This window comes from Colwellia sp. KU-HH00111, from assembly GCF_040362745.1.
Taxonomy (GTDB): Bacteria; Pseudomonadota; Gammaproteobacteria; order Enterobacterales; family Alteromonadaceae; genus Colwellia.
On sequence record NZ_BAABWO010000008.1, the window covers coordinates 92,380 to 110,570 of the forward strand.

Sequence of the window (18,191 nt, forward strand, 5' to 3'; positions counted from 1 at the left end):
TATGCTAATTTTTTTGCGGCACTTTTCATATACGCCTTTAGTCTTAAATAATTCACTACCTATGTACCATTGCATATAAAAAAATTTCATTAAAAATAAGTAATGTACAGACTAGAAGCCATAACTACTCCATGTGACAAGCAATGATTATATGAAGCTCATTCATAATAATCCACTTATTTACCAGCTTATAAAATGAATGAATCTTTACTATTTTCAACAATGATTTTTAACAAAAAAAGCGCCCTTAGGCGCTTTTAACAACAATATTACAACAGTAGGTTGTGTTTATAAATTATAACCCGACTCTTCATGATCAACCTGATCTAGGCCATTAACTTCATGCTCTTCATCAACGCGAAGTCCATCGGTTGCCAGACTAACAACTTTTAGTAAAATATAAGTTACCACTGCCGTATAAGCGAATGTCGATATAATACCGATCAGTTGCACACCAACTTGCTCTGTCATTGTTGCAATGCCTTCAGCAAAACCATAACCACTAAATACGCCAAGGGTTGTTGCCGAGAAAACACCTGCAAGTAAAGTTCCTAAGATGCCACCAACACCATGCACAGGAAATACATCTAATGAATCATCAATTTTTAACTTCTGCTTTATATATACAGTTGAATAAAAGCAAACAAAGCCTGCACTAATACCAATAACTAAAGCACCGCCTGGGCCAACAAAACCTGATGCTGGAGTAATAGTGCCTAAGCCTGCCACCATTCCAGTAACTGCACCTAACACACTAGCTTTGCCAAATTTTTTCCATTCAATAGCCGCCCACGTTAAAGTGCCTGCTGCTGCAGAAATATGGGTTACCAGCATCGCCATTGACGCATCACCATTTGCCGCTAACGCACTTCCGCCATTAAAGCCAAACCAACCAACCCATAACATACCTGCGCCTGTAACCGACATGGTTAAGTTATGAGGTAGCATAGGGGTTTTAGGAAACCCACGTCTTGGACCAACCACCATGGCTGCAACTAGTGCTGCTGTACCTGCAGTAATATGTACAACAATTCCACCAGCAAAATCATACACGCCCATTTGGCTTAACCAACCGCCTCCCCAAACCCAATGAGTTACAGGTGCATAAACACAAAGCAGCCACAAGCCACAAAATAATAGTACAGAAGAGAATTTCATTCTTTCTGCAAAACCACCAATAATAAGTGCAGGGGTAATAACCGCAAAGGTCATTTGAAACAGCATAAATAAACTTTCAGGTATATCGCCGGATAAGGCTCCCTTGCCAATACCATTCATCATCACTTTTGAGAAATCACCAATAAAGCCATTACCTTCACTAAAGGCAAGGCTATATCCTACTAATAGCCATAAAATAGAAGAGATTGAGCCGATGGCAAAACATTGCATTAGAATTGAAAGCACATTTTTTTTGCGTACCAAGCCACCATAAAAAAGCGCTAAACCGGGTAAGGTCATTAACAAGACTAGGGCGGTAGACGTTAATATCCATGCGGTATTGGCACCATTAAGCGTGCCATCATCGGCAATAACCGATGTAGGTATAGCTAACAAGATTATAAATACTAGTAATAAGGGATGTTTTGACATGTTCAGTTCCAAAAATTTTTTATTGCCAACTTGATAGAAATTAGTGCAACCATTATCTATCAAAATTCATTAAACTTTTCTTTTGCACTGTTATGCACAAAATAAGCCACCAATAAAAAACCAACTAAAACAGCAAGATGAAACTCCCATGTTCGATAATAGCGCTTTTTATTGCACCAAAACAGTGAATAATCAAACAAGCAGCACAACAATGGTGCGAAACTTTTAAGGTGCTTCGAGTAAGCTAACAATAACGACATTTATCAAGTTTGTTCACCTAACTTTTGCAATTTGCCAGGTTAAAATAGAATAGCTGGTGGATATATTTACCAGTGCTGGTAAAAAAAAGCGGTATAAGTTTAATCTATATTCAAAATATTAATGATATGAATCATTGTTACGACTATTTAGCTATATCATTGTCACAATTTTTTGTTAAAATCGGCGCAATTTAAAACCTCTTCACCCACTCACAACTTGAGAATGTACATGAAACAACTATTATTCATTATACTAGCGATGTTTGCACCAAGCATCGCGTTTGCATCTGATGCCGCGCATCAAACCATAGATTTAACCTCCCATTGGGTTGGTTATGCTGCAATAGCTATTTTTGTTGTCGCATATAGCTTAGTTATTTTAGAAGAACAGTTACATCTTCGAAAGTCTAAGCCTGTTTTGCTTGCTGCGGGCCTTATTTGGATACTTATTGCTTGGTATTATGGCTCTCACGGTATGCCGCATGCTGCTGAAGTTGCTATTCGTCATAACTTTTTAGAATATGCCGAGCTTTTCTTCTTCTTGCTTGTTGCAATGACCTATATAAACGCAATGTTAGAGCGAGATGTTTTTGATGCCTTGCGCGATTGGTTGGTCGTTAAAGGATTTAGTTATAAGTCACTGTTTTGGTTAACAGGTATTCTGGCTTTCTTTATTTCACCTATTGCTGACAACTTAACTACAGCACTTATTATGTGTGCTGTAGTGCTGGCTGTTGGTAAGGACGAACCAAAATTTGTCGCGTTAAGCTGTATTAATATAGTGGTTGGCGCTAATGCTGGTGGTGCCTTTAGCCCATTCGGTGACATTACTACGTTAATGGTTTGGCAAAAAGGTATCGTTCAATTCCAAGAATTTTTTGCTTTATTTGTGCCGTCAGTTGTTAACTTTGTTATCCCTGCTTTTATTATGCAATTTGCAATTCCTAACGGTAACCCAACAGCAGCGTCAAGTAGAATGACGCCAATTAAACCTGGCGGTTTAGTGATTGTTGGTTTGTTTATTTTAACTATTATCACCGCAGTGTCTTTCCATAACTTCTTACACTTACCACCCGTATTTGGCATGATGCTAGGTTTAGCTTATCTTAAATTCTTTGGCTACTATATTCGCCAAACAAGCAAAAACGAAATTGACAAGTCAGATATGCCTACGGCACATGATGTTGAAGATGATTTTGATATTTTCAATAAAATTGCAAAAGCCGAGTGGGACACTTTATTCTTCTTCTACGGCGTTATTTTAGCTGTGGGTGGTTTAGGCTTTATCGGTTATTTAGGTATGACGTCTGAGTTTATGTACGGTGAGTTAGGACCAACAAATGCAAATATTTTAGTGGGTATTCTGTCGGCTATTGTCGATAACATTCCTGTCATGTTTGCGGTACTAACAATGAACCCTGAAATGTCACATACACAATGGTTATTAGTAACTTTAACAGCGGGTGTTGGCGGTAGCTTATTATCTATCGGCTCAGCTGCGGGTGTTGCTCTAATGGGACAAGCTCGAGGATATTATACTTTCTTTAGTCATTTAAAATGGACACCTGTTATCGCTTTAGGTTATGGCGCAAGTATTTATGTTCATTTACTTATAAATGGTTAATATCACTTTTTTATAAAAACTTGATATGATAAAAAGCTTCTAAACTATTTTAGAAGCTTTTTTATTTGTGATTGATAATTTTGATCGATAACAAAAACAGTAGGAAGAAAATGAAAACTTTAAGTGATTTAACAACCAACGCAAAACCTTGGCTCTTATTAGCTTTGTCAGCTTTAGCTCTCGAGCTGTGCGCTTTATTTTTTCAATACGTGCTAGATTTAGCGCCCTGTATCATGTGTGTTTATCAGCGCGTTGCTATTTGCGCTATTATAGTTGCTGGGGTTATTGGCTTTGCTGGCTGTGGTGTTTTAATTGCTAGAATCGTGGCTTATGGCTTATGGGCAACAGGCGCTATTTGGGGGTTAATCATAGCCTTAGAGCATGTAGAGATGCAGGAAAACTCAGGCTCATTATTTTTCAGTTGTGAGTTTGTTCCAAACTTTCCAACATGGGCGCCTTTACATCAATGGCTTCCAGCCATATTTGAAGCCACCGGCGATTGCGGTGAAATTAGCTGGCAGTTTCTAGGTTATAGTATGCCACAATGGATGGTTGTGGTTTATGGACTATATACTCTAGCTTTTGCACTGGTTATTCTAAACCGATTAATGCACGCTAAAAGACTTTAGCTTTGTGAAGTTAAATCTAGTTCAATTTATTAGGCTGTAATTGTTAAAGTTAGAGCCTAATAAATGCAGCTAATATCTGCTTTTTATTTAATAATTGGCGCTGCAACACCTGCAGCGACATAAGGTATAACTTGCTTGATGACCCCAGCAATATCAACTTGACGATCAAAATCATTTAACGCGATATCAATTAACGCGTCACTTGATGACATAGTAAAAACGATAGTTCCCATAGTGAAATGTAATCGCCAAAACATTTCTTCGGCGCTCAGTTCGGGATATGCTTTATGAACCGCTTCGGTAAAATTAGCAAAAACACCCGGATATTGAGTCGTTAAAAACCACCTTAAAAAGCCTTGGCTATCGGTATAACCTCGTCCTAAAAGCTGTAAAAAAGTACTAGTACCATTATCTTTAAAGCTATTTAAATGAAGCAATGGTTCAATAAAAGCAGAAAACACACCTATTAAGCTAGGCTTAACCTCAGTTTTACAAAGTGCAGCCAAAGCAGACTCTAAACGAGGCGCAAGTTCATTCATATAACGAGACATCACGGCTTTTATTAATTCTTTTTTTGAGCCAAAATGATAATTTACCGCCGCTAAGTTCACTTCAGCTTGGCTGGTGATCTCTCGTAAAGACGTACCATTGAAGCCTTTATCAGCAAAAAGAACCTCTGCCGCATCTAAAATTTTATTTTTTGTACTCATACTTTACTACACCAACAAACGTCAAATTCAAACAACTGTTTAAAATAGCCCATTTATCCATATCAGGTCAAGCCTAATCCCTAGTTAAATATTATTTATTAAAACAGCGGAGAAAAATTGAACTATTATTGGTGAATGCTTTCATACTTAATGTACATACATGTTACTTCCTGACTCAGTGGCCTGATCTGTCAATCTTCCCTGAGTCTTTTTTTGTCTTTGTTTCCTGACTTTTGTTAAGCATTCTGTACAATTTTAGCCAATTTGTTAATACAAATTATTGCACTGTAAAACCAGCCAATCCAATAAAAATAGCCCTTGTAGCGGTTTAGCGTTCCCTTCACTGACCTTATTAGGTAATGTATTTGAATTCATCCCTGCTTGGACTCCTAACCTATTGCGATATATTCCTAATTAGCTCCTTTGCCATTATATCGATATTTCAATATACTCAATCCACCTAACATATATTAACGCACTTATTTTATAATGAAAAAAATAACAAATACTTTTAAGTTAACAGCCATAGCTTTAGTTGTAGCTACTTCATTGGTTGGCTGTAGCCAAGATAACAAAAATACAAACGCTGCTAAGCAAGCTTCACCAACACCTGCCAAGGCCTTAACAGGTGAAGATGCACAAATATTTCTAGACGATGTTGCCAAAGAAATGAAAACGTTAGGCGCTTCAGGCGCTCGTGCTGCGTGGATTTATTCGAACTTTATCACTGAAGATACGGCATCTTTAGCCGCAGAAGCAGATCAATTATCAACTGAAGCTGGCGTTCACTTTGCGATGCAAGCAGCCAAGTTTGATAACGTAGATGTGAGCCCAACCCAACGTCGCCAATTAAATATTCTAAAACAATCCTTAGTATTACCTGCACCTCAAGATTCAGCTAAATCTGCAGAGCTTGCTAAAATAGGTGCAGAACTTGGGAGTATGTATGGTAAAGGAAGTTATACCACCAAAGAGGGTAAAAAACTTAGCCTAGGTGATATGACGTCAACCATGGCAACGTCTCGCAATTACGATGAACTATTAGAAATGTGGCAAGGGTGGCGTGAAATCAGTCCACCAATGAAACCTTTGTATACCCGTCAAGCACAACTCGCTAATGAAGGAGCAAACGGTCTGGGTTATAAAGATTTAGGAACAATGTGGCGTTCAAACTATGATATGCCTGCTGATGACTTTGCCACTGAGCTAGATCGTTTATGGGGGCAAGTAAAACCCTTATATGATGATTTACATTGCTATGTTCGCAGTGAATTAGGTAAAGAATACGGGGAAGATAAAGTACCACAAGACAAGCCTATTCCTGCTCACCTTTTAGGTAATATGTGGGCGCAATCATGGGGAAATATCTATGATCTAGTGGCACCAGAGGATGCAGATCCAGGGTACGATGTTACCCAACAATTAGCAGCGCATAATTACGATGAAATACAAATGGTCAAAGGTGCTGAAAAATTCTTCACTTCCCTAGGTTTTGATGCCTTGCCAGAAACGTTCTGGACCCGTTCTTTGTTTACCAAGCCCGCTGACAGAGATGTTATTTGCCATGCTTCAGCGTGGAGTTTAGATTCAAAAGATGATTTACGCATTAAAATGTGTATTCAAAAAACAGGGGAGGAATTCTCGGTTATTCATCACGAGTTAGGGCACAACTTCTATCAACGTGCCTATAAAGATCAACCGGTATTTTTCCAAAACAGTGCGAACGATGGTTTCCATGAAGCAATTGGCGATACTATAGCCCTTTCAGTTACACCAAAATATTTAAAAGAAATAGGCCTAATTGACAGCATTCCTGATGAGTCTAAAGATATTGGCTTATTAATGAAAAAGGCTTTAGATAAAGTTGCTTTTATCCCATTTGGTTTAATGGTTGATCAATGGCGTTGGAAAGTTTATTCAGGGGAAATAACTCCTGAAAACTACAACACTGCTTGGTGGGAATTACGTGAAAAATACCAAGGTGTAGCTGCACCTATAGCGCGTGATGTTGATGCGTTTGATCCTGGCGCAAAATACCATGTACCTGGTGGTGTTCCTTATAGCCGCTATTTCCTAGCACACATTCAACAGTTTGAATTTCATCGTGCCTTATGTGAAATTTCAGGGAATACCGACCCTATTCACCGTTGTTCAATTTACAACAACAAAGATGCAGGTAAAGCGCTTAATACCATGTTAGAAATGGGCTCTAGTCAACCTTGGCAACAAGCTTATAAGGTATTAACCGGTAATGAACAAATGGATGCTACGGCTATTTTAGATTACTTTGCTCCACTGCATACTTGGTTAAAAGATAAAAACCAAGGAAAGGAATGTGGCTTTTAATGGCTAAACGTTAAACCGTTAAACCGTTAAATACTTAGTGTTTACAAACAAAAGCCCTTGCATCATCGATGTCAGGGCTTTTTTCATTAGCGTCTTCAATAACAAATAATGCATTAACTAATTTGATATTTTTTCAACTTCATTGCGATTTTATTATGCGAAACATTTAAGCGCTCGGCCAATTTGCGTGTTGTCGGAAATAGCGGGTAAAGTTGTAACAAGAGTTTTTTTTCAAAATCTGCTTGGGCACTTGCCCAGTCATCGACTTCAAACGGTTTTATTTTAGCCAATGACGCATTTACCTGATTATTTTCTTGTGCAAACTTCTGCAAGGCTACTTTGACAGCCTCAGCCTCAATCACCGTTTGGGTATTTAGAGCAATTATCGAAAACAATAAGTTTTGTAATTGCCTAATATTGCCTGGCCAGTGATAAGACTGGAGTAAGTGTAGCGCTTGCTCGGTCAATTGCGGTGTTTTAGATAGCCCCTGCCCGTTTTGTTTAACTTGATTACAGGCATTTTTAATAAAGTATTTAGCCAGTAAAATAATATCGTCGGTTCTCTCTCTAAGCGGTGGTAAAGTTAAATGAAGCACATTTAACCGGTAGTAAAGATCTTCTCTGAACTCTTTTTTTGAAATCAATGTCGAAAGATTTTGGTGACTGGCACTAATAATCCTTACATTGGCGTGTAGCTCTTTAGTCCCACCAACCCGTCGATAAGAGAAATCTTGTAAGAAGCGAAGCAATTTAGCTTGCAAATAAATTGACATTTCAGCAATTTCATCAAGAAACACACTGCCGCCTTCAGCTAGCTCTATTAATCCAGGTTTACCAGACTTCTTAGCCCCCGTAAACGCGCCACCACTATAACCAAACAGTTCACTTTCTAATAAATGCTCAGGTAATGCGGCACAGTTGATAGCCAAAAACGGCGCTTTGGCTCTGCTACTGCTTTGATGAAGCGCACGAGCAATTAATTCTTTCCCCGTGCCAGTTTCACCGCTGATCAGTACAGGTAAATCTAATTTAGCAAAGCGCTCACTTTGCTCCTTTAACAGCAGAATACTTTCAGATTGACCAATAATATTATCTAAACTGTGCTCATGATGGGTTTGTATTAACGCTAACTGACGACCTATTGCCGTCATAGAGCGTAAAGAGATCATCGCACCGGTAATTTGATCAAAACCATTAGCAAGCGAACTCACCACAGGGGTTACATCAGCTAAATAGCTTTTCCCATCAAACACTAAAGAATGCGTGCTTGCTTTATCGGTTAAAAATGTTTGGTATTTTTGTTCAACAAACTGTTCAATTGATAAACCTATCATCACCTCAGAGTGCTTGGATTGCGCAAACAGATTTCTTGCGGAGGCATTCACAGCTAAAATAATGCCCTGATTATCAATATCTAAAATAGGATCAGGTATTCGGTCAAGTAACGTTTGCAAGTGGTTTTCACGTTGCTCTATTGGCAATAAGGTGACAACTTCAATACCGATAATACCCTCAATGTTACCTAAACAGGCACGGATGTCTTCAAGTGATAAGATTGAGTGTTCAATATGCACAAAGGTAAACTCTGTGCTGACCTCAACAGCCTTTAAATTCCATGACTTTAGCGCAAAAGCCGCGAGTATTTCTTGACTGATACCTATTCTGTCCGTTGATTGAATTTTGACCCGCATATCGCCCCTTGTAATAAAAATAGTACGCGTAACAATTATATTACAATACCATTAAAAAGCCTGTAATCACTAATTAAAAAGCTATTTTTGTATAAGTTTACTCTCTCGTAATAGGTGAACCAGCCCTACATTTGTAATAAAAACATGACAAAACAAAACGATTTTTAGATGAAAATCAATTAAGTCACTGAAATTAAACACTAAAACAATTATGGCCGTTTAATTGCAATAGACTGACTAACTAAAAAAACGTTTACAGACAGTATCAAATAGTTAAATACGTACTGAAATCTTTTTATTGATTAATGCCCCTTGAGAGAGAATATGACTAAAGATAATAATAAGCACTTCACCAGTGAGTCAATCGAAACTAAAGCTATCCACGCAGGCCGGATAAACGACGAGCAGTTTGGCTCATTAGCTACCCCTTTATACCAAACCTCAACATTCATATTTAACGATGCTCAACAAGGTGCAGATCGCTTTGCTGGAGAAAGTGAAGGCTTTATTTATACTCGTTTAGGTAACCCTACCACTCGCCAATTAGAGATGCGTGTAGCGGCAATGGAAGGAATGGAAGATGCCGCAGCAACCGCAACAGGCATGGCTGCAGTTTCTGCAGCGCTATTAACAAATTTGCAAGCAGGCGATCATATGATTTCGTCTAAAGCTGTTTATGGCTGTTCGTTTGCACTAATGAACCACATGTTGAAAAAATTTGGTATTGAAGTTACTTTTGTGGATATGACCGAGCCTGAAAATATTCATGCTGCGATTAAAGAAAACACAAAACTGATTTTTTTAGAAACGCCAATCAACCCGAACCTAGTGGTACTAGATTTAGCAACAATCTGTGCCATTGCGAAAAAACATCAATTATTATCTGTTGTCGATAACACCTTCTTGACTCCCGTTTTGCAGCAACCAGCTCAATTTGGCGCTGACATCGTCATACACAGTGCAACCAAATACTTAAACGGCCATGGCGATGTTGTTGCCGGTATAGTTTGTGGTAGCAATGAAATGATAAGCGACATTAAATTAACTACGTTAAAAGATATTGGCGCAACCATGAGCCCACATGATGCTTGGCTGATTATGCGTGGCATAAAAACCCTACCCATTAGAATGGAGCGCCATTGTAATAATGCACAAACTGTTGCTGAGTTTTTAGAACAACATCCCGTGGTAGCACAAGTGTATTATCCAGGCTTACAATCTCATCCTGGACACAAATTTATTGGTAAACAGATGAAAGCAGCAGGTGGTGTTATCGCTTTTGAATTGAATACCGATTTAACAGGAGGCGCTGACTTTATTAATAATACGCAGTTGTTTTCTATTGCAGTAAGTTTAGGTGACGCCGAGTCATTAATTCAACACCCGGCATCAATGACCCACTCGCCTTATGAGCCTGAGGAGCGCGCTGAAGCGGGGATTACCGATTCATTAATTAGAATATCAGTTGGTCTAGAGCATGTTGACGATATTATTGCTGATCTAAAGCAAGCATTAGCAAAGGTGACAGTAACAGCACAACAAAAAGCAGAGACTAAAAAGGCAGCGACTGCTGCTTAATTACTCACTGTTGATTAGTTCAGCAGCTAAAGTCTACAAGCTTAAGCTGCTATGTTATTTTACTTCGACGCTAAAACACACGCCAACTTGGGCAGCAACTGCGCTTTAATATTAGCTAGCTGCTCGTCGGTATATGGGGTTAAAGGTTGTTGTCCCCAAATGGGTTTAGGCCAACTGGCATCGGTTTTGTAACGCACAACATGATGCACATGCAATTGGTCAACAACATTGCCAAGTGCCGCCACATTCATTTTATCACCGGCAAACACCTGCATTAACAACTCGCTTAACAAGCTTGATTCATTCAATAGCTGTTGTTGCTGCTGCCAATCTAACTGATATACCTCAGTAATAGCATCAACTTTCGGTACTAAAATAAACCAAGGATAGGCACTATCATTACACAGCAATAATTTGCACAAGGGTAAATCCGCTAGTTCAAAACTATCGTTTGCTAGTTGAGGGTGCAAATTGAAAGGGGGTATTTGTTCAGACATGATTATTTCCTTTTATTCTTTCGACCACGGCCACGTGCGAGTTTCTTCGCTTCACGGGCAGCCACTTTTTTTGCTTCTACTTCGGCAAAGTGAGCATTTTCTTTTTCTATATTATCAGGCATTTCAAAGGTAATTGTGCCTAAGGTTTTATCTCTAATTTCATTAATTAAAATCACTGATGCTTTGTGCATATCAACATGTCCACCACTGCGAATACAACTGCGTTTACGGCCAATAGCCTCTATCAACTCTTCTTCGAGTGTTGGTAAGTTATCAAGTTTATAACGCTCGATTAAACGCTCAGGGTAGCTTTGTAGTAAAAATTCAGCTGCAAAATAAGCAATATCATCGTGATCAAATGCGGTGTCTTTAACGGCACCTGAAACGGCTAAGCGGTAGCCACTATTTTCATTGGCTATTTTTGGCCATAACATTCCAGGGGTGTCAAAAAGGTATAAACCTTCTTCTAACCGAATTCTTTGTTGTCCTTTGGTGACCGCTGGCTCATTACCAACTTTGGCTTTCGTTTTTCCAACAAGGGTATTAATCAAGGTTGATTTACCCACATTTGGAATCCCCATAATCACCGCATTAATTTGTTTACCTTCTTCATTTTTATTCGGCACGAGCTTTTTGATTAAATCAGGAATGATTTTTGAAGCTGCAGAGTTTTCAGTCGTTAAAGCAATCGCTTTAACATTATGTTGTGATTCAAAATACTCAAGCCAGGTTAAGGTTTTTTCAGCATCAGCCAAATCACTTTTATTTAAAATTTTAATCAGCGGCTTGTCGCCTCTTATTTCAGTGATCATTGGATTTTCACTGCTAAATGGCAAGCGGGCATCACACACTTCTATTACTACATCAATCTGAGGCAGTATTTCTTTAATTTCTTTTTGTGCTTTGTGCATATGACCGGGAAACCAGTTAATTGCCATGAAAAGTCCTAAGGTTAGCAAAATTCTAGCAAGGATCTTATCAAGCTTTACCGATTGGACAAAGCCTTATAAATTTTTATCCGCTAAAATTAAACTTTACACTCGAATTGCCGATAATATAAACAAAGCAACATTGATAGATGAGGTTGCTCAGACTTCCTGAATTAACTTTTTATGTGGCTTGAGTATCAATCAAATGAATTTTATAAATGAACTAATTTACAGCAAGCAAGTAGCGCAAACCAAAAAACTGGCAAAAGATAAAAAGCAAAAAAATCAATACCGCCAAATAGCTTTAATGAGCGATCATCAAGATGATGAAAAATCATCACAAACGCACATGGATGAGCTGTCTGATAATGAAGCGACTGAACTAACAGTGGTCATTAACGAAGAAGATGAGCGCCGCCATGGCGGTGACCGTAGAAAAGCACAACAAGATCGAGGGCGATATATTGAATCTCGCCAACAAAAAAACCGACGCTATCATGGTGAACTGTCTTTAAAGATTTAAAGTACAGGAGAGAAATGCTTCCTCTATTGATTGATAAAAGTAAGCCAAAGATTGTCTTCTTCCTATCTGCAGTGCCATGATGCAGAAGTTCACTTATCTGATAAAGCATCCATTTACATATTGAGTTAACAATATCTCGCTTTTTTCTGGCTAAATGCAAGGTTATTGATGATAATGGCAATCATTATTATCAATAAAAACAAAGCCTCACTTCTCTTTTAAAATGTTCTTTTAAATAACGTGTCATATAGATTTGAGGCTAGATGAGTAACCAATGGTATGAGTAAAAAATTTTATGTGGTCTGGAAAGGTGCTAAAACGGGTGTTTTCTCAACATGGAGCGAAGTACAACGTTATACTCAAGGTCGTTCCGACGCCCAATTTATGGGGTTTCCCTCTCAAGAAGAAGCTCAAGCTGCATTTGCTTCAACTTATACTAAGGCATTAATGAAACGTTCTTTGGCCAATAAAGGAAGCTCAACTAGCCAATCAAGGTCACAAAAAACTAACACAATAAATAGCTCCAATAAAAGCATGAGTGCTAGCACCAGTAATATTAATGCAGACATACAAATATATTGTGACGGTGCTTGCTCTCCAAATCCGGGGAAGTCAGGTACTGGCCTTGCCGTTTATCAACAAGGAAAAATCAGCACGCTTTATTACGGTTTGTACCAAGCTAATGGCACTAATAATACCGCCGAATTGAATGGTTTACTCTATGCATTTAAGTTAGCCAAAAAATACTTGGCAAACGTCGAAAAGGTACAGGTGCTGTCTGATTCAAAATATTCAATTGATTGCATCACTAAGTGGGCCAAAGGTTGGCAAGCCAAAGGATGGACACGAGGCAAAGGCGAAGAAATTAAAAACTTAGCCTTAATTAAAGACTGTTTCTCGCTTTATCAAGAACTCAAATCTCGATTAGTGATCAGCCATGTAAAGGGTCATGCCAATATTGAAGGTAATGAATTATCTGATCGCATGGCCGTATTAGCCAGAAAAGAACAGCAACAAGACTTAATTAAATATAATGGCGAGCTCGATATTAAAACCATTTTAGCCATGGAATCAGGCTAATTATGATTAATATAGTCATTATTTTAGTACTCATTGTGTTGTCTGCCATAGTATTAACTAAAAAATTCAACTTGCCTAGAAACATCAGTTTGCTTTTTATGGCGCAGCCTTTAGTGATGTGCTCTGCACCTATCATTGTTTTTATTGGCGGTTTATTGTCAAGTGAACTCACTGCCAATGCATCCCTTGCTACTTTACCTATTAGTTTAATGATTTTAGGTGTTGCAGCTGGCTCGATTCCTGGTGCTATGATTGCTAAAACCAAAGGACGTAAATTTGCGGTATTCACTGGGTTTAGTTGTCTGTTACTCGCTTCTCTTCTCGCTGTCTTGGCAACTACCTTGGCATTATTTAACCTGTTTGCATTAGCCAGTTTCTTATTTGGTATTGGTGGAGCCTTTACTCAGCAACTAAGGTTTGCCGCAATAGAAAGTACCGAGAACACTGATGATATTCCTAAAATATTAGCCATTTTAATGTTAAGTGGCGTATTCGCAGCATTTTTAGGACCTGAGATTGCAGTCACAGCTAAAGATTGGCTTGCTTCACCTCATGGTTATACCGGTTCATTTCTTTTATTAGCAATGTTCATTGGTTGTGCCACACTGATTATGATGTTTTTTAAAGAGCCTGAAATCCAAGAGAAATCTAATGAGGGTGAAGCAAGATCCTTAAGAGACATTACTAAGCAGCCTATTTTTATTATTGCTATTTGCACTGCTACCATAGGCTATGCACTAATGAGTTACTTAATGACTGCAACCCCCTTGAGCATGCATCATATGCAGGGACATAGTTTAATAGAAACCAAATGGGTGATTCAAAGTCATATTGCTGCAATGTACCTACCTTCATTATTAACACCTTGGTTGGTGAAAAAAATAGCATTGAAAGGTTTACTTAAACTCGGCAGTATTATTTATATTGTTGTTGCCCTCATTGCTTTTTCCGGTGAAGAAGTAATGCATTACTGGTGGGCATTAGTGTTATTAGGTATCGGATGGAATTTTTTATTTTTAACCGGCACGTCTTTGTTACCCCAAAGCTATCACCCATGTGAACGTCACAAAGTACAAGCTACTAACGACTTTGTTTTATTTGGTTTTCAAGCATTTGCATCACTTATGGCTGGCTGGGTATTATTCACTGGTGGTTGGCATTATGTGGTACTCACTAGTCTACCGTTGCTTGCTGTGTTACTGATTGTCAATGTACTTTATTTACGTCAAGATAATAAACAGCAACAAAGTAGTTAACAACTTAAGATAACAATTATTCAAAGGAGAAAGTAATGAGCGGAACAACTATGGTTGTGGTTATTGTTTGTGTTGTTTTTGGCGTTATGTATGAAATTTACAAAAAGCATATCGACTTTAAAACAAAAACCTTAAAACACAGCAAGTTATCAGATCAAGAAAGTAGTCAACTTAAACAACAAGTTGAAAAACTAACCGAGCGTGTACAAGTGCTTGAAAAAATAGTAACCGATGAGGGTTATCAAGTACAAAAAGATATCAATAATTTGTAGGTTATCTTCTATGAAATTAATCATGAAAACTGAATTTGATAACCTCAGAAATAATGATCATCACAGCTACGATGTCGACTCAAATGGAGACAAACAAGTGGTGAAAGTTTATTGTGATGATCAACTTATTGCTAAAAAATTGACTCAGAAAAAGTCGGTTAGGTATTTTGGTATTAATGATTATCAAAAACACCTAACGCAAGAGGGATAAACGGTCTACTTAGATAGCCATAACTCTATTTTTTCAACATAGATTTCAAGTCAGCAAAAGGGTTATAGGTTGCCGTGTCTTGGTTGGTATCGCCTGCTTTTATTTCGGTTTGATAGTTTGCATGCTCCGTGTACTTAGCGTGTTCGTTATCATGACAATATATACATAACAGCTCCCAATTACTGCCGTCGTTTGGGTTATTAGTATGATCATGATCCATATGATGTACGGTTAATTCTTTAATATTAGAGTAAACAAACTCACGCGCACAACGACCACACACCCAAGGAAATAATTTTAGAGCACGGTCACGGTAGCCCTGCTCTTTTTGTTTATAGTTAGCACTGGTGCCGAAACGATCTGAAGACATAATATAATTATTTACAAAATAAATGATTCATACATTGTATTGCCAAGTTAAGTGCTTAGCAATATATCTGTTGTTTTGAAGCTAGCTTATTTGATAATTTAACTATCAGTTTAACCATCACTTTGATTCATCAATCCTTGATAAGTTTTACCGTGAGGGATAGGTTTACGTGTCTGTGGATCAACTTGCACAAAAACAATATCATCGGCCAAACAAATGGTTTTTTTAGTCACTTTATTACGCACTAAACATGTGATGGTAATTGAGGTACTGCCTACTTTTTTGGTCTCTAGGCCGAATTCAACTACATCACCCTGCATTGCTGCTGACTCAAAGCTAATTTCACCAATATGTTTGGTCACTAGGCAATTAGTTTCTAACTGACAAATAGCGTAAATAGCGGCCTCTTCGTCTATCCATTCAAGTGCACGACCACCAAAAAGAGAATTAGCATAATTTAAATCATTTGGCATAACTAAACGACGAGAGAGAAAGCGCATACAAAACCTTATTTATAAAAAGTAATAATGATAAGCTGTAATTATAGCGACTTATACATTTTTGCTCTAGCTAACACGTTAAATTAAAAAGGGTCTTACCTTAATAAACACTTCAAATGGAACTTTTATGATAAAAAAAATAATTATAATTACTTTGCTTTTACTCAGTAATAACACATTCGCAGCAACTGAAAAAACACCTATTATCAGCGGCTATATGTTCGAGCATAAATCAACGTTATTGAAACAAAACAGACGTTACATGCTGTCTTTACCTGAACGTTATTACAGTAATAATCGCCATTATCCCACCCTGTATGTGATCGATGGCGATTTTCAGTTTCAACATACTTCTGCCTTAGTAACCAATCTAAGCCGTATGGGGAAAATTCCTCCGATGATAGTTATTGGCGTAGCGAATCAAGGGCAACAAGATTATATTTACCATACTACTTGGGCCGCTGATGATAACCCAGAATACGGCGGTGCTCCCTTGTTTAATCGCTACTTAGAGCAAGAACTGATGCCGCTAATTAAGCAAAATTATCGGACTAACTCACAACAAGCATTGGCAGGCTACTCGTTAGGCGGACTCTTCACCACCTATGCAATGATGCAAACAAACTCACCTTTTAATGCCTTTATCGCCATGAGCCCAAGTGCTTGGTTTGACGGTGAATCCTTAACAAAAAAATTACCTGCCTATATTTCAACATTGAAAACAACACCATCAACTCTCTTTCTTTCCGTTGCAAATGAAGAAGGAATGGGGGTGAGAAAACTTGTTGAGGCACTAAAAGAAAAAAACAAGGCAAACAATGAGTGGAATTGGCAGTTTAATACTTACCCAGAAGAAACTCATTTTAGTACTGCCATGCCTGCTCTGTATGATGCTCTGACTTTCTTAGCACCAAATTATTATGTAGATCCCCAAGAGATGATGAAACTTGAAAATTATCATCAAGTATTAGACGTATTTGAGAAGAAAAAGGCGTCATGGGCTGGTTTTCGTATTGAATGGCTACAGGCCTATCAATTAGCTAAGTATATGTTTTGGTCAAAACAATCTGCTGATATCGATGATTTTCTTAAAGAAGTATCAAGACGCTTTCCCGAATCACATACTGAAGTTAGCATACAATTAGCAAAAGGTTTTAATATTAAAAAACAACCAAAACGTGCTCAGCAATTGCTTTTAGCTATTGAAAAAACATCGGCAAATAATCCTTTATGGCATCGACAAATGAGCTTAAGCTATGCAGGGCTAGAGAATAAAGCCAAAGAACAAGCGCACCAGAGCAAAGCGCTAAGTTTAGCTAAAAAGCATCAACTCCCTACTTGGTTAGTATGGGAGTTGCAGTAAAGTACAGCAAATTGAGTAAAGCCTGATTACCGAACTGGTACCAAGCGGCAAGCAGATAGTTATGAAAACAGTTTTTTCAAACTATCTGCCATTTCAACAAACTTTTCTTTCATAGTACGTTTTACTTTTATATCAATGCCACTAAAGATACAAAACCCTTCGATTATAATGGTAGGTGTTACAATATGAGGATTAACTTGCGTGGCGGTTTGGTAGTCAATACCACCAAAGATACAAAAGGCTTTTGAAATCACATTAACGTTTTCAGGAATGTAAATGTTGCTGCCACTAAAAAGCGAAAACACTTTAATGCGCAATTCAGTTTGGGTAAATTTAGCATCGGTTAAGTCAATATCACAACCACTACATAAGCTGAAAGCGCGTATTTCTTTAGGCACAGTCCATGCGCCACTTCGAGTATTGCCACTAAAGACATTGATCATATGTTCAACATCTTCAGCATCACCTGAAACAATATTAGGCGCTAAATCTTGCTTTTTACTTTCAACGAAGGCTTTATCTACTGTTAACGGTAAATCTTTTGCAAGTTCAACTAATGTCTGATGACATTGTGATTCCATGGCTTGATCTAAACGGCGCTCGAATGCTTCGTAAGATAACTCACCATGACTGTAATTCATCACCAGTTGATCAATAATTTCACTGCGCACGCTTTCAATAGGTCTATCTGCTAAAATAACTGACATTTTATTTCCTTGTTTACAATTTTATTGTATTAGCGATAAAGAAAGCAAATGCCAA

Annotated in this window: 18 protein-coding genes; 10 read left to right on the plus strand and 8 right to left on the minus strand. The window is 38.0% G+C overall.

Annotated features, from left to right (window positions below; genetic code table 11):
- Positions 1-288: 288 nt before the first annotated feature.
- On the minus strand, positions 289-1,590 hold the full coding sequence (locus ABXG98_RS14950) for an ammonium transporter (protein WP_353539493.1): 1,302 nt from the start codon (positions 1,588-1,590) through the stop codon (positions 289-291).
- A 489-nt stretch (positions 1,591-2,079) separates the two neighbouring features.
- Between ABXG98_RS14950 and nhaD the strand changes: the two genes are divergently transcribed.
- On the plus strand, positions 2,080-3,474 hold the full coding sequence (nhaD, locus tag ABXG98_RS14955) for a sodium:proton antiporter NhaD (protein ID WP_353539494.1): 1,395 nt from the start codon (positions 2,080-2,082) through the stop codon (positions 3,472-3,474).
- 110 nt (positions 3,475-3,584) lie between these two features.
- Entirely contained in the window at positions 3,585-4,103 is a 519-nt protein-coding gene (gene dsbB, locus ABXG98_RS14960; RefSeq protein ID WP_353539495.1) for a disulfide bond formation protein DsbB, read from the plus strand.
- Positions 4,104-4,186: 83 nt separating this feature from the next.
- Here dsbB and psrA read toward each other — a convergent pair whose 3' ends face one another.
- Complete coding sequence (psrA, locus tag ABXG98_RS14965) at positions 4,187-4,813, minus strand: TetR family transcriptional repressor PsrA (RefSeq protein WP_353539496.1); 627 nt, start codon at positions 4,811-4,813, stop codon at positions 4,187-4,189.
- Positions 4,814-5,302: 489 nt separating this feature from the next.
- On the opposite strand from psrA, the gene ABXG98_RS14970 reads away from it, so the two are divergent.
- Entirely contained in the window at positions 5,303-7,159 is a 1,857-nt protein-coding gene (locus ABXG98_RS14970; RefSeq protein WP_353539497.1) for a M2 family metallopeptidase, read from the plus strand.
- A 113-nt stretch (positions 7,160-7,272) separates the two neighbouring features.
- On the opposite strand, the gene ABXG98_RS14975 is transcribed toward ABXG98_RS14970, so the two are convergent.
- On the minus strand, positions 7,273-8,850 hold the full coding sequence (locus tag ABXG98_RS14975) for a sigma 54-interacting transcriptional regulator (RefSeq protein ID WP_353539498.1): 1,578 nt from the start codon (positions 8,848-8,850) through the stop codon (positions 7,273-7,275).
- A gap of 324 nt (positions 8,851-9,174) precedes the next feature.
- Here ABXG98_RS14975 and megL point away from each other — a divergent pair, with 324 nt between their 5' ends.
- Complete coding sequence (gene megL, locus ABXG98_RS14980; RefSeq protein ID WP_353539499.1) at positions 9,175-10,428, plus strand: methionine gamma-lyase; 1,254 nt, start codon at positions 9,175-9,177, stop codon at positions 10,426-10,428.
- A gap of 59 nt (positions 10,429-10,487) precedes the next feature.
- Here megL and ABXG98_RS14985 read toward each other — a convergent pair whose 3' ends face one another.
- Positions 10,488-10,925, minus strand: a complete 438-nt coding sequence (locus ABXG98_RS14985; RefSeq protein WP_353539500.1) for an HIT domain-containing protein — start codon at positions 10,923-10,925, stop codon at positions 10,488-10,490.
- A gap of 2 nt (positions 10,926-10,927) precedes the next feature.
- Positions 10,928-11,863 (minus strand): ribosome biogenesis GTPase YlqF, encoded by a 936-nt coding sequence (gene ylqF / locus ABXG98_RS14990; protein ID WP_353539501.1) that lies wholly within the window; start codon positions 11,861-11,863, stop codon positions 10,928-10,930.
- Between the two features lie 196 nt (positions 11,864-12,059).
- On the opposite strand from ylqF, the gene ABXG98_RS14995 reads away from it, so the two are divergent.
- The 5 genes from ABXG98_RS14995 (at position 12,060) to ABXG98_RS15015 (ending at position 15,196) form a co-directional block, all read left to right on the plus strand.
- On the plus strand, positions 12,060-12,377 hold the full coding sequence (locus ABXG98_RS14995) for a hypothetical protein (protein WP_353539502.1): 318 nt from the start codon (positions 12,060-12,062) through the stop codon (positions 12,375-12,377).
- A 279-nt stretch (positions 12,378-12,656) separates the two neighbouring features.
- Positions 12,657-13,457 carry a ribonuclease H family protein gene (locus ABXG98_RS15000; RefSeq protein WP_353539503.1) on the plus strand — a complete coding sequence of 267 codons (801 nt, stop codon included), beginning with the start codon at positions 12,657-12,659 and terminating at the stop codon, positions 13,455-13,457.
- 2 nt (positions 13,458-13,459) lie between these two features.
- Entirely contained in the window at positions 13,460-14,713 is a 1,254-nt protein-coding gene (locus ABXG98_RS15005) for an MFS transporter (protein WP_353539504.1), read from the plus strand.
- Positions 14,714-14,748: 35 nt separating this feature from the next.
- Positions 14,749-14,985 (plus strand): hypothetical protein, encoded by a 237-nt coding sequence (locus ABXG98_RS15010; protein ID WP_353539505.1) that lies wholly within the window; start codon positions 14,749-14,751, stop codon positions 14,983-14,985.
- A 22-nt stretch (positions 14,986-15,007) separates the two neighbouring features.
- Positions 15,008-15,196 carry a hypothetical protein gene (locus tag ABXG98_RS15015; protein ID WP_353539506.1) on the plus strand — a complete coding sequence of 63 codons (189 nt, stop codon included), beginning with the start codon at positions 15,008-15,010 and terminating at the stop codon, positions 15,194-15,196.
- A gap of 25 nt (positions 15,197-15,221) precedes the next feature.
- On the opposite strand, the gene ABXG98_RS15020 is transcribed toward ABXG98_RS15015, so the two are convergent.
- Positions 15,222-15,566: a YajD family HNH nuclease gene (locus ABXG98_RS15020; RefSeq protein ID WP_353539507.1), complete on the minus strand. Its 345-nt coding sequence runs from the start codon at positions 15,564-15,566 to the stop codon at positions 15,222-15,224.
- 110 nt (positions 15,567-15,676) lie between these two features.
- Positions 15,677-16,066 carry an acyl-CoA thioesterase gene (locus ABXG98_RS15025; RefSeq protein ID WP_353539508.1) on the minus strand — a complete coding sequence of 130 codons (390 nt, stop codon included), beginning with the start codon at positions 16,064-16,066 and terminating at the stop codon, positions 15,677-15,679.
- Between the two features lie 127 nt (positions 16,067-16,193).
- On the opposite strand from ABXG98_RS15025, the gene ABXG98_RS15030 reads away from it, so the two are divergent.
- A complete protein-coding gene (locus ABXG98_RS15030) occupies positions 16,194-17,429 on the plus strand; it encodes an alpha/beta hydrolase (protein ID WP_353539509.1) in 1,236 nt (411 codons plus the stop codon).
- A 59-nt stretch (positions 17,430-17,488) separates the two neighbouring features.
- Here the strand turns inward: ABXG98_RS15030 and ABXG98_RS15035 are convergent, their stop codons facing one another.
- Positions 17,489-18,136: a DUF1707 domain-containing protein gene (locus ABXG98_RS15035; protein WP_353539510.1), complete on the minus strand. Its 648-nt coding sequence runs from the start codon at positions 18,134-18,136 to the stop codon at positions 17,489-17,491.
- Positions 18,137-18,191: the final 55 nt, after the last annotated feature.

Bases quoted from the DNA above. Each gene is read 5' to 3' on its own strand.
- ABXG98_RS14950 (WP_353539493.1), bottom strand. From the start codon at position 1,590: ATGTCAAAACATCCCTTATTACTAGTATTTATAATCTTGTTAGCTATA.
- nhaD (WP_353539494.1), top strand. From the start codon at position 2,080: ATGAAACAACTATTATTCATTATACTAGCGATGTTTGCACCAAGCATC.
- dsbB (WP_353539495.1), top strand. From the start codon at position 3,585: ATGAAAACTTTAAGTGATTTAACAACCAACGCAAAACCTTGGCTCTTA.
- psrA (WP_353539496.1), bottom strand. From the start codon at position 4,813: ATGAGTACAAAAAATAAAATTTTAGATGCGGCAGAGGTTCTTTTTGCT.
- ABXG98_RS14970 (WP_353539497.1), top strand. From the start codon at position 5,303: ATGAAAAAAATAACAAATACTTTTAAGTTAACAGCCATAGCTTTAGTT.
- ABXG98_RS14975 (WP_353539498.1), bottom strand. From the start codon at position 8,850: ATGCGGGTCAAAATTCAATCAACGGACAGAATAGGTATCAGTCAAGAA.
- megL (WP_353539499.1), top strand. From the start codon at position 9,175: ATGACTAAAGATAATAATAAGCACTTCACCAGTGAGTCAATCGAAACT.
- ABXG98_RS14985 (WP_353539500.1), bottom strand. From the start codon at position 10,925: ATGTCTGAACAAATACCCCCTTTCAATTTGCACCCTCAACTAGCAAAC.
- ylqF (WP_353539501.1), bottom strand. From the start codon at position 11,863: ATGGCAATTAACTGGTTTCCCGGTCATATGCACAAAGCACAAAAAGAA.
- ABXG98_RS14995 (WP_353539502.1), top strand. From the start codon at position 12,060: ATGAATTTTATAAATGAACTAATTTACAGCAAGCAAGTAGCGCAAACC.
- ABXG98_RS15000 (WP_353539503.1), top strand. From the start codon at position 12,657: ATGAGTAAAAAATTTTATGTGGTCTGGAAAGGTGCTAAAACGGGTGTT.
- ABXG98_RS15005 (WP_353539504.1), top strand. From the start codon at position 13,460: ATGATTAATATAGTCATTATTTTAGTACTCATTGTGTTGTCTGCCATA.
- ABXG98_RS15010 (WP_353539505.1), top strand. From the start codon at position 14,749: ATGAGCGGAACAACTATGGTTGTGGTTATTGTTTGTGTTGTTTTTGGC.
- ABXG98_RS15015 (WP_353539506.1), top strand. From the start codon at position 15,008: ATGAAAACTGAATTTGATAACCTCAGAAATAATGATCATCACAGCTAC.
- ABXG98_RS15020 (WP_353539507.1), bottom strand. From the start codon at position 15,566: ATGTCTTCAGATCGTTTCGGCACCAGTGCTAACTATAAACAAAAAGAG.
- ABXG98_RS15025 (WP_353539508.1), bottom strand. From the start codon at position 16,066: ATGCGCTTTCTCTCTCGTCGTTTAGTTATGCCAAATGATTTAAATTAT.
- ABXG98_RS15030 (WP_353539509.1), top strand. From the start codon at position 16,194: ATGATAAAAAAAATAATTATAATTACTTTGCTTTTACTCAGTAATAAC.
- ABXG98_RS15035 (WP_353539510.1), bottom strand. From the start codon at position 18,136: ATGTCAGTTATTTTAGCAGATAGACCTATTGAAAGCGTGCGCAGTGAA.